We start from the raw sequence: 11,823 nt of genomic DNA, 5'->3' as shown, positions 1-11,823 counted from the left end.
GTATAGGTTAATTTCCGCAAAGATAGTTTTTGTCTGCAACTTTTAAATAAAAACATGATGTTTCTTATCGTTTTTTTGCATTATTGGTAGAGAATTAACTTATGATCCTGTGAAGCTTTAGGTATGAAAATAACCTTTTGAAGTTGGTTTCAATGAAAAAAGGACTATTATCAAATAGTCCTTTATATTGTTAACGGGTATTAAATATTAAAGGTGTCCGAAACCGATGTTTCCCTTTTTGTCAGAAAGATTCTTTTTGAAATCAATCATTCTTAAAGCGGTTACCGCTGCTTCTACTCCTTTATTTCCCAAATCTCCGCCGCTTCTTGCAATTGATTGTTCTTTGGTGTCATCAGTCAATACGCAGAAAATAGTAGGGATATCGGTTAAGATATTACAGTCTTTGATTCCCTGTGCTACTGCTGAGCATACAAAATCAAAATGAGGGGTTTCACCGCGGATGACACATCCGATAGCAATGACTGCATCGTATTTTCTTTCTTTGCAAAGCTGCATGCTTGCATAGTTGAGCTCAAACGCACCCGGAACCGGGAATAGTTTAATGTTTTCTGGTTTTACGCCTTCTTTTTCAAGAATTTCCAAAGCTGCATCACGAAGATTGTAAGTTACAAAATCATTCCACTCAGAAAAAACAATGCCGATAGAAAAATCTTCGGCATTTGTTATATGAAGTGGCTTGTAATCGGAAAGATTAACTGTTGCCATTTTTTTAAAAGTATTTAGTCATTTCAATATAAGAATCAGACATTCCGTTATCGTAGTCCTGATATTTCTCGTCAATAGCAGAGAAGTATTTCTTAGCTTCAGCATTTTTCTTTAATCCTAATGCTACGATACCTGCTTTTCTTGTGAAATAATAAGTCGTGTAAGGATCATCAGAAGCCGTTGATGCTTTGTCTAATAAAGATAGAGCCTCGTCATTTTTGTTAAGACCAGACTTTGCATCTGCCATCGCACCGAATTTTAAGGCCATCAATGTTTTGTTGTCAGATGAAAAATGATCCAGAAGATCATATGCTTCCTGGAATTTTCCTTCTTTGAATTTTAATAAACCTGCATTGTAAGCAGAAAGTTTACCAATATTCGTTCCTGAATATTCGTTATATGTTCCTATAAATCCTGGATTTGCAGCAGATTTTCCACCTAAAGCTTCTTTATCTTTGCCTTCAGTCTGTTTCTTTTGAGCAGCAAGGAAGCTTTTTACCGCTTCAACGTTTTGAGGAGCCACTACAAACTGTTTGTAAGCGAAGAATCCTAAAACACCTAAAACCAACACCCCGAAAATAATCCCTAATTGCTTGGAATATTTTTCAATGAATCTTTCTGTGTTTAAAGCCTCTCTGTCAAGGTCTTTAAAGAACTCAACTGTTTCTTTACCTTCTTGCTCGTTTGGAGCATTCTTACCCAATTTTGCCATAAATTCTTAAAAATTGAAATGCAAATTTAATTGTTTCTGAATGATTTACAAAATACTTTGAAGTATTATTGTGAAAATGTTATGAATTGTCAAATGTTGATGATAAAAACGCCTGGAGTGTCGTCAGTGTGACATCTCTAAGCCCTGTATCTTTACCATCTTTAATACTTAATTTTTAGAGTAAAAGTTTAGTATTCAAGGATGTTATAAATCTCTGCTCCGAATTTTTTCAGTTTTTGGTCACCATTAAGATCTTTTAGACCAATAAGGAAACTGAACTGGGCAACGGTTGCGTCTTGCTTTTCTACAAGTTTTGCGGCGGCTTCCGTCGTTCCGCCGGTGGCCAGAAGGTCATCATGAATAAGGATTCTCTGTCCTTTTTTGATCTGTCCTTCACGGGTCTCAATGATGGCGCTTCCATATTCCAGATCATATTTTTCTGAAATAATAGGGGGAGGAAGCTTTCCTGCTTTTCTGATTAAAATAAAAGGGACTTCCAGAGCGACTGCAATGGCAATTCCGAAAAGATAACCGCGGCTTTCTATTCCGCATACGGCATCTACTTTTCCTTTACTGAAAGCAGCCAGGTCTGTGATGACCTCTTCATAAAGCTTTGGATTTAAGAAAATTGGGGAAATATCCTTGAATTGGATTCCCGGAATAGGAAAATCAGGGAAATTTTCAATGGTTTCTTCCAGTTTTTTAATCAGTTCTTGTGAGGCCATTATGGATTGATTTTATAGCTGGAAATTTTCCAGTCTCCATTTACATTTTTAAGTCCGAAAGTTACTTTCAAAGAAGTTGTCTTTCCGTTCTTGTCTGTTACATCGTAGGTTGCGTTGACGCTGGCGCCGCTGGAATTGTTAGCGTTGGTTGTAATATTCTTTACACTTACGTTTTTCACGGATCCAAAACCTGAAGTAGGATTGGAGAATGATTCATAGCTTCCCCAGCTTGGATTGCTTGACGTATCGTAAGCAGCCTTAAGATTTTGAGAGCTTACACTGTTTAAGAACTTACTTACGGTATTTTTAGGATCTGCTGTCGGTTGCTTAGGAGCCGTTGGAGTCGTTGCCGGTGCAGTAGGATCTGTAGATGTAGCGGGTGCAGGAGTTGGATTATTGGGATCAATGACCGCATTGGGGTCCTGAGTTACAGCTGTTGAATCAGTTTTTGGTACTGCAGGAACTTTCAGAGCTGATGGATTGACATCAAGTCCGATTTTAGACATTTTGAAAGTCTTTGCCGTTGTTTTTACTGAAACTGTAATATCGATTTTGCTGTCTACTACTTTAGCTGCAGGAATTGAAGAGAATTTTAAATTAAATCCTTTAAAGTTATTATCCTGCATCAGGTTTTTAGCGGTAGAAAGTTTCACCCCATTGCTGAATACTTCTAAAGTCGCCTCTAAACCAGCGCCGGTAAATGAAACAGGATTTCCTGCTGCGTCTACAAGTCTTGGAACGATTTGGATAGCGGTAGGTGCGCCTGTTCCATCATCGCCAGTAGGTCTGGTGATAATGCTCAGTGAACTTGCTTTTACATCATTCGCATCAGTTTCTTTGGCTTTATCGTCTCCGAAGATGTTCATTTCTCCAAGAGAAGGAGGAGATGTGCTTGCCCATTCGATTCCGTTTTTTTGTGCTACTTCATCAGCCATGGTAAGAATCTCCGGAACTTTCTTTCCGTCGATCAGTTTTCCAAGAGCTTTAAGTTCTTCTACATCACCTTCTGCTTCTACACCAAAAGTCTTCAGGATGTAAAGAGCTTCGCTGAATTTGATCTGTTTAATAGTTGAAAGGCTTGAAGTCATGTCGTTGATACTTGACTGAAGCGTTTTAGTATTCGTAGCATCTACATGATCCTTCCTGCATGCTGTAAAAAGCAACAGACTGAGAACAAGTAGAAAAGAAAACTTTTTCATTTTATTTTGTTTCCTGCAAATTTAGTAAAACCTTTAATAATAGCTGGTTTTTATTTTTGTTTTGTATTTTAAGCTTGTGGAAACATCTATTTGAATGGTTATGAATGATTTAAGGATGAATTTATAGGCAGTACGCGTTTAGTGTGATAGAATCAATTTTCTTCATGAAAAAAGACAGCTTAATAATGTCAGTCTTTTTTTTGTATAAATTATAGAGTGTTCCTGTAAAATTTTCAGAGGTTTATTTTTTATTTTCCTGTTCTTTCAGATCATCTTTGAAGAATGAGCTGAAGATGGTCTGCATATTGGGAAATGAGGGTTCCTTCCAGTATTGGGTCTTGTAATTACTCTTTTCTTTGTCAAATTTTACGGATTCGATATCATTGCTATTACTGAAGTCTAATTCTGTGGGATAAAAATTATTATAAAGGATGATCTGGTTGTAATTGGGTTCACTTTTATGTTTAAGTTTTACAAAAGCGACTTCATTGTATTCCAGGAAATCTTTCAGGTTTTTTCCTGATCCTTTTTCAAAAGACATATTCAAAATGGTTCTGATATCGAAGAATCTAAATCCGAATAAGGAAAACTCCTTCTCCTGAAGAGCAGCACCTGTGACTTCTATCTGATCTTTGCGGTCTCCTTTTAATTCTTTGATGGTATTTCTTTTTGTTTTGTATTCTTCAGGGTTTCCAACATTCTTAAGTTTTGGAATTTTTAAGGAGTTGCCATAATCCCAGGATGAAGTTTCTTTTTTCTCATTTTTAGGTTCTACCAATCTAAATACTCTGTACTGTTCAACGTTCGAGCTTTTTAGGTTTTTAGTTTTGTTATCAAAAATATACGTGACAATTCCGTCTGCATAGCTGTTCAGTTTACCGTTGACCGTTACATAGGCATTGAAGTTTCCTTTGATGATAATATATTTTGCGGGTTTTGTGTTTTTGATGACAATCGTTTCTATTTCTTTAACCTGATCATTAATTTTGATCACGTCCTGATTTAATTCGGAATAGGAGAGTGTAGCAACAGGAAAATTATTATAAACCAGTTGAAATTTTTCCTGTGAAGGAGCAATAGACTGCTTATCAATTTTACCATCGATATCCGAGTAAGCGAGAATACTTCCGTCCTTTCCGAAAACGGAAACTTTAGGAAGAGGTTTGTGGGTCTGTTCAGAAACAAAAGTAATGGTTTGTGCCTGAATGAAGCTGAATAAGAAAATGAAGAGGGTAAGGAGCAGATAATTTCTTTTCATAATAATATTTGTTTTTGGTTGCTTAGGTGAATGATCAATCTCATTAGTAAGACGCACTCCATCTAAAATGGTTGCCTGAAAAGTTTATATGTTAACTTCTTTGCACAAAAAAAGACTGATCATTATAATCAGTCTTTTTTATTGTATTGATGTTACAAGTCCTTAGAAAGGATACTCATAAATTTCAGATTCGTGAAGGTAAGGGTTACCTGTAGGGATCAGTTTCAGTTTAGACAATGCTGTCAGTACTGTGAACATGAACAATCCAACTACAAAAAGAAGTGCACCTAATATTAAGATGAATACTTCAGGAGTTTTCCAGTATGGACCTACCGTTCCAGGCATTACCATATTGAAGTAGTCAAGGATGTGTCCTAAAATAACCACTACAGCCATTACGGTTACTACTTTGTAATTTCTCTTGATGCTGCTGCTCACTAATACCAATAGAGGTAATAAGAAGTTTACGATCAACATTGGCAAGAAAGTAATTCCGTAGTGCTGGAATCTTCCGAAGAAGTAGTTCACCTCTTCCGGAACGTTCGCATACCAGTAAAGCATGAACTGAGCAAACCATGTATAAGTCCAAAGCATACTTGTAGCGAAAAGGAATACTCCTAAATCGTGTAAGTGGTTGTCATTGAACTGAGGTAAGAATCCGTTTTTCTTTAGATAAACACTAAAAAGGATAATCATCGCGATTCCACTTGAAAGACAGCTTACCATTGAATACCAGATATACATTGTAGAATACCAGTGAGGGTCAATAGACATCAACCAGTCCCAAGCCCAAGCCGCAGAAGCAAATCCGAAGAATGCGATATATCCTACTGCCCATCTGTAAAGGAATTGATACTCTACTTTTGATTTAGTCTCATCTACTTTTTTAGACTGAGCCTTCAGTTTCCAGGCAAAGAATGAAGCACCTATTACATAGATAAACGTTCTTATAGCATAGAAAGGAATGTTTAAGAATCTTTTCTTTTCGAATAAGATCACATCAAAATGAGCAGACGTTGGGTCTGTCAGATCCGGATCCATCCAGTGGAAAATATGACCCTGATGGAAGATGTTCAATAGCATTAAGATAACTAATATAGCACCTCCGTAAGGAATATAAGAAGCAATAGCTTCCATTACTCTTGTAATAATGATTGGCCATCCTGCATGAGCTGCATGCTGAATACAGTAGAAAAATAATACTGCACAGCTAAGTCCAAAGAAGAATACAGCTACGAAATGTATTGATGCTAAAGGCGAATTATGAATCTGCATTGTCGCATGCTCTAAATGAGAAGCTTCATCTTGAGGTCCTACCATTTCACTGGAGTGTGTAGGGGCATTGTGGCCTGCAGAATGTACTGCCTCCATCATTTCTTTAATTCTCTCCGTACTGATTCCATTATTCATGAAAAAACCAATACCAAACAGAACTAAACCTACAACAAGAAGTATTAGAGAAGTTGATTTTAATTTTGGTGAAAAACTATACATTTCTTTTCTTATTTTTTAGTTTCGGTAGTAGTCTCTGTTGTCGCTGCAGCTGGTGTAGCTGTAGCCGTTGTAGCTGCTGCGGGTGCTGCTGCTCCTTTTTTGAAGGCGCTCATCACATACATGGCTACTCTCCATCTGTCACCAGCATTAAGCTGACCAGCGTAAGATCCCATTGCATTTCTACCGTTAGTTAATACATAATGAACAGATCCTACCGTAAGCTCTCTGTCAGCATAGTTTGGTACCCCAGAGAAAGCTCCGGTTTGTACAATCGGACCTTGTCCATCACCACCAGTTCCGTGGCATGCCGCACAAGTATGATCAAATAACATTTTTCCTCTTTCAATATCCTTCGCAGCATTAGCCGGATTAAGAGGAGATCCTGTCATTTTTTTAGAAGCTTCATAACCAGCGTTATATTCGTCTACATTTTTAGGAAGAAGACTTTCTTCGAAAACTCCGTCTTTGTTTTGAGCCACTGATCCTTCTACAGGAGCAAGACCTGTTGCAAAACTATTTTTAACGAAAGCAGGGATTTCATTTTCATGATCTGAATAGGCATCCTGAGCTTTCATTAATGGATCGTAAGCTACCGGAAAGTACATATCCGGAAAGTATACGAGGGGTGTATTTTCTTTTGGTCCGCAAGAATTAAGTAAAACCGTTGTTAAACCTAAAATTGCTGTAATTTTTAATACATTCTTTTTCATTTTAAGCGTCTTTAACAGTTATTTCTTCAACTCCAGTTTCAATCAGCAACTGTTTTACAGACTCTACGTCTTCAGTTACAAATTCCATCATGAATTTATCATCAGTAGTTCTTGGATCTGGATTCTGAGCCGGAGCTCCCGGATACATTTTGTTTCTAACTAAGAAAGTTAAAGACATCATGTGAGCGGCACAGAAAACCATTAATTCGAACATTGGAACTACGAATGCAGGCATGTTGTGCGCCCAGTCAAAAGCAGGTTTACCACCAATATTTTGAGGCCAGTCATGATTCATTACATACCAGGTTACAGTAGCACCAATGGTAACTCCATAAAGAGCATAGAAGAATGCAGCATCAGAAATTCTGGTTTTCTTTAATCCTAGAGCTTTGTCAAGTCCGTGAACCGGAAACGGAGTATACACTTCGTTGATCGCAATTCCTTTATCGTTGAATGCTTTAACGCCGTTCATTAAATCGTCGTCATCGGCATAAAGTCCGTATACAATTTTAGTGGTGCTCATCTCCTTCTTTTGCTTTATAAGTTTCACCTGAAATTTTCAGAATTGATTTTAATTCAGCCTGTGCAATTACAGGGAACGTTCTTGCGTATAATAAGAATAATACAGAGAAGAATCCGATTGTTCCTAAATATACACCCACATCAATGATCGTTGGCTTAAACATAGTCCAAGATCCAGGTAAGTAATCTCTCGAAAGGTTGATAACGATAATGTCAAAACGCTCGAACCACATACCGATGTTGATAATCAATGCAATGATAAATGTTGCAATAATGTTTGTTCTAACTCTCTTGAACCAGAATAATGCCGGAACAATCAAGTTACAAGTGATCAGTGCCCAGAATGCCCACCAGTAAGGTCCTACTGCAGCACCCGGAGAAAGGTAAGTAAAGTCTTCGAATCTTGATCCGGAATACCATCCGATGAAATATTCAGTAGCATAAGCCACAGTTACCATACCACCAGTAAGAACGATTACGATGTTCATAATTTCAATATGATACATTGTGATGTATTCTTCTAAGTGACACACTTTTCTAGCAATCAACAATAGCGTCTGTACCATCGCGAATCCTGAGAAGATCGCACCGGCTACGAAGTAAGGAGGGTAGATTGTAGAGTGCCATCCTTTAATAACCGACGTTGCGAAGTCAAATGATACCGTGGTGTGTACCGAGAATACAAGTGGAGTCGCTAAACCTGCAAGAACCAAAGAAAGTTCTTCGAATCTCTGCCAGTGTTTTGCTTTACCACCCCATCCAAATGCTAGGAATGTATAAATTTTCTTAGTCCAAGGCGTTTTAGCTCTATCTCTGATCATTGCAAAGTCAGGGATTAGTCCCATGAACCAGAATACAGTTGATACTGAGAAATACGTAGAGATCGCAAATACGTCCCAAAGTAGAGGAGAGTTAAAGTTCCCCCAAAGAGAACCGAACTGGTTAGGTAATGGGAATACCCAGTAACCTACCCAAACTCTACCCATGTGGATTACAGGGAAGATCGCTGCCTGTACTACCGCAAAGATCGTCATCGCCTCTGCAGATCTGTTTACAGACATTCTCCAACGCTGTCTAAATAATAATAATACTGCGGAGATTAGGGTCCCGGCGTGACCGATACCTACCCACCATACGAAGTTGGTAATATCCCAACCCCAGTTAATAGTTCTGTTAAGCCCCCATGCTCCAATACCTGTCCCGATAGTATAAGCGATACACCCGAATCCATAGATGAAAAGAACTAGGGCTGCATATAGTGAAATCCACCATAGTTTACCTGCTCTTTCTTCGATAGGTCGTGCGATATCTTCCGTAATATCGTGATAAGTTTTGTGACCAATAATTAGAGGTTCCCTTATCGGAGCTTCGTAATGTCCTGACATTTTTTACCTATTTATTATTTAAACTTTATTTTTCTACTCTGTTTCTTACTTTAGTGTGATAGAACACGTTTGGTTTTGTGCCGATCTCTTCAAGTAAATAATATCTTCTGTTGCTAGAATATAATTCTCTCACTTCAGAATCTTTGTCATTCATATCTCCGAACGTCATTGCTCCGGTAGAACAAGCGCCAGCACAAGCAACAGAATCCTTAAATTCATTGTCAGTTACTTTTCTGTTTTCCTTCTTAGCATTTAAGATGGTTGCCTGAGTCTTTTGGATACACAATGAACATTTCTCCATTACCCCTCTTGTTCTTACAACAACATCAGGGTTAAGTACCATTCTTCCTAAATCGTTATTTTGATTGAAATCAAATTTATCATTTAAGTTATACGTGAACCAGTTGAAACGTCTTACTTTGTACGGACAGTTGTTTGCACAATATCTGGTACCGATACATCTGTTGTAAGCCATGTGATTCTGACCTTGCTTACCGTGTGAAGTAGCCGCTACCGGACATACAGTTTCACAAGGAGCGTGGTTACAGTGCTGACACATTACCGGCTGGAAGATCACATCCGGATTGTCTGCAGGGTGGTTTAATGCCCCTCCGTCTCCGAATGCTGTACCATACAATTCCGGTACTGCCATTCCTTCTTTCAATCCTTCGTATACTTCTACTTTCTGTCTTGAAGAATAGTAACGGTCAATTCTTAACCAGTACATATCTCTTGACATTCTGATCTCTTCTTTACCTACAACAGGAACGTTGTTTTCTGCCTGACAAGCAATGATACATGCTCCACAACCAGTACAAGAGTTCAAGTCGATTGATAAATTGAAGTGAGGTCCGTCCGTATCATCGAAAGCATCCCAAAGGTCAATCTTTCTTGCAGGAAGAGCTCCACTGATCGTATGATATTCCAAAGGCTTATTCCATCCTTTATGTTCGTCATCGAAAGCTACGTTGATAAATTCTGCCAAAGGAACTTCCTTCGCGATTTCGTAACGTCCCATTAATGTATTCTGAAGCTGGATCCCTGCAAATTCGTGATCTTCTCCTGTTTTTTCGATTTTAACACCTGAAACTGTCAGGTTTGAACCGTCAAATAATGGATAAGCGTTTACTCCTGTATCAGCAGTAGCTCCGGAATCTTTTTTACCGTATCCAAGCGCAAGACCTACAGATCCTTCTGCTTGTCCCGGTTGAACGAATACAGGAACGTCTTTTATTGTTACTCCGTTTACAGTAAGGTTTACGATAGAACCATCCAGCTGCATTCTTGCATTAAGATCATTATCAATCGCGAACTTTTCTGCATCTTTAGGAGAAATTGTCAAGTAGTTATCCCAAGACATTCTTGTGATAGGATCAGGTAATTCCTGAAGCCAAGGGTTGTTGGCCTGAGTACCGTCACCCATTGAAGGCTTGGTGTACAATACTAATTCTAATTCAGAAGCTTTGAAGTTTCCTAATTCAGCAATAGCCTGAGCAGCATTTCCTCCTGAATAAGATAATGCAGTAGCATTATTGGAAGTCGTGATACCGTTGTATAAAGCTTTGTTGAATGAAGTAGCCCCTAAGATAGAAGCAGCGCTTCCTTTCAGATAGTCATAGTAATTGTTGGCAGCATTGTTTTTCCCGTTTTTCCAAACCAATAGAGATTCTTCAATCTGTCTTGATTTATAGATCTTCTGGATCGTAGGCTGCATTAATGAATAAACTCCAGTCTGAGGTTCAATATCTCCCCAAGATTCTAACCAGTTCGCTACCGGGATTACAGCTTTCGCTGCTTTGTACATTTCATTTTTCTTATCCGCTACAGCTACTACACAAGCAACTTTAGCTAAAGATTTTTTGAAATCTTCTCCTTTTGGATGAGAGTAGATAGGGTCTACGTTGTTGGCGATCAATACACCAACCTGACCTGCATTTACCCAACCAAGGAATTCCTGGTATCTTGCTTTGTCAAATTCTTTCAGGAAGTTTGCTTTACCTGTGAAAGCAACTGAACCTAATTTTTGGTTGATTAAGTGAGCTAAGACCTGTGCACCTTTAGAACCGTCCGCTAAAACAACAGCTTTGCTGCCTTTCGCTTTAAGTTCAGTTGCAATTTCAGTAGCCGTCTTATCTGAAGTACCACCCCCTACGATTGCATTGTAAACTTCAACTAGAGTTTTGTTTACTGCACTTGGCTTTAATCTGTATCTTGAGTCAGCGTTAGCACCGGTCAATGACATGTTTGATTCCACCTGAATGTGTCTCAACATGTTGGGTCCTGGCTTTCTTGCTGCTGCGAAAGAGGTTTCTAAACTTGCTCCGTTGTAATCTCCTAAGAAATCAGCCTGGAAAGAAACTACCAATTCTGAACCTTTAAGGTCATATACCGGTAATGCTCTTTGTCCGAATACTTCCTGAGCAGCGTCCAAAGTCGCAGAGTGAGGATAAGCGTCGTAAGTTACCAGTTCAGCGGTAGGATATTTAGCTTTGAATTCAGCAAACAACTTTTTGAAAGTAGGGGAAGGGAAAGAGTGTGACAAAAGCACGATCTTTTTACCTGCTGCACTTGCATCTGCCAGACCTTTAAGGATAAAACTGTCTACTTTATCGAAAGTTTCGTCTTTACCATCCAGTTTAGGCTGCTTTACTTTATCGTTATCATAAAGAGAAAGTACACTCGCCTGAGCTCTTGCATTAGTTGTTCCTAAATCTCCTGCTGCCGGGTTTGGATCTATTTTGATCGGTCTTCCTTCACGGGTCTTTACTAAAACACTGGCGAAGTCGAATCCGTCAAAATAGGTTGAAGCGTAATAATTCGGAACCCCTGGAATAATGTCATGCGGTTTTACCACATAAGGAATCGTTTTGATTACCGGTGCTTCACAGGCAGCCAATGTTACGGCTGCTGTAGAGAATCCTAATATTTTTAAGAAATCTCTTCTTGAAGTACTGGATCCGTTCTGTTCAGCATCTCCAAGGAAATCTTCTACCGGAATTTCTTCCTGAAACTCTTTCTGAGCCAGCTTATTGTTCAAAGCTGGGTCTTTAAGTTCATGAATACTTCTAAATTGTATTTTGTTTGAAGCCATT

General features: G+C 38.6%; 10 protein-coding genes. All 10 read right to left on the bottom strand.

Annotated features, from left to right (window positions below):
* Positions 1-207 precede the first annotated feature (207 nt).
* The 10 genes from ribH to BW964_RS12080 all read right to left on the bottom strand — a co-directional run bounded on the left by ribH (position 208) and on the right by BW964_RS12080 (position 11,822).
* The gene (gene ribH, locus BW964_RS12125; RefSeq protein WP_076507501.1) at positions 208-726 is read right to left on the bottom strand and encodes a 6,7-dimethyl-8-ribityllumazine synthase; all 519 of its coding nucleotides are present in this window, start codon (positions 724-726) and stop codon (positions 208-210) included.
* A gap of 4 nt (positions 727-730) precedes the next feature.
* Complete coding sequence (locus BW964_RS12120) at positions 731-1,438, bottom strand: YfgM family protein (RefSeq protein WP_076507500.1); 708 nt, start codon at positions 1,436-1,438, stop codon at positions 731-733.
* A 188-nt stretch (positions 1,439-1,626) separates the two neighbouring features.
* The gene (locus tag BW964_RS12115) at positions 1,627-2,163 is read right to left on the bottom strand and encodes an adenine phosphoribosyltransferase (RefSeq protein WP_076507498.1); all 537 of its coding nucleotides are present in this window, start codon (positions 2,161-2,163) and stop codon (positions 1,627-1,629) included.
* A complete protein-coding gene (locus BW964_RS12110) occupies positions 2,163-3,362 on the bottom strand; it encodes an NTF2-like N-terminal transpeptidase (RefSeq protein ID WP_076507497.1) in 1,200 nt (399 codons plus the stop codon). The genes BW964_RS12115 and BW964_RS12110 overlap by 1 nt, the downstream gene beginning before the upstream one ends.
* Before the next feature lie 241 nt (positions 3,363-3,603).
* Positions 3,604-4,620 (bottom strand): hypothetical protein, encoded by a 1,017-nt coding sequence (locus BW964_RS12105; RefSeq protein WP_076507495.1) that lies wholly within the window; start codon positions 4,618-4,620, stop codon positions 3,604-3,606.
* Positions 4,621-4,782: 162 nt separating this feature from the next.
* A complete protein-coding gene (locus BW964_RS12100; RefSeq protein ID WP_076507493.1) occupies positions 4,783-6,114 on the bottom strand; it encodes a quinol:cytochrome C oxidoreductase in 1,332 nt (443 codons plus the stop codon).
* A gap of 8 nt (positions 6,115-6,122) precedes the next feature.
* Positions 6,123-6,824, bottom strand: a complete 702-nt coding sequence (locus BW964_RS12095; protein ID WP_076507492.1) for a c-type cytochrome — start codon at positions 6,822-6,824, stop codon at positions 6,123-6,125.
* A 1-nt stretch (position 6,825) separates the two neighbouring features.
* Complete coding sequence (locus BW964_RS12090; RefSeq protein WP_047398786.1) at positions 6,826-7,347, bottom strand: DUF3341 domain-containing protein; 522 nt, start codon at positions 7,345-7,347, stop codon at positions 6,826-6,828.
* Entirely contained in the window at positions 7,334-8,731 is a 1,398-nt protein-coding gene (nrfD, locus tag BW964_RS12085; RefSeq protein WP_073336711.1) for an NrfD/PsrC family molybdoenzyme membrane anchor subunit, read from the bottom strand. Before nrfD ends, BW964_RS12090 begins: the two co-directional genes overlap by 14 nt.
* Before the next feature lie 25 nt (positions 8,732-8,756).
* Positions 8,757-11,822, bottom strand: a complete 3,066-nt coding sequence (locus BW964_RS12080; protein ID WP_076507490.1) for a TAT-variant-translocated molybdopterin oxidoreductase — start codon at positions 11,820-11,822, stop codon at positions 8,757-8,759.
* Position 11,823: the final 1 nt, after the last annotated feature.

The organism is Chryseobacterium shigense (genome assembly GCF_900156575.1).
In the GTDB taxonomy this organism is placed as follows: domain Bacteria; phylum Bacteroidota; class Bacteroidia; order Flavobacteriales; family Weeksellaceae; genus Chryseobacterium; species Chryseobacterium shigense.
Note: the sequence above shows the minus strand (reverse complement) of the source record. Positions and strands in the feature narration are given on the sequence as shown.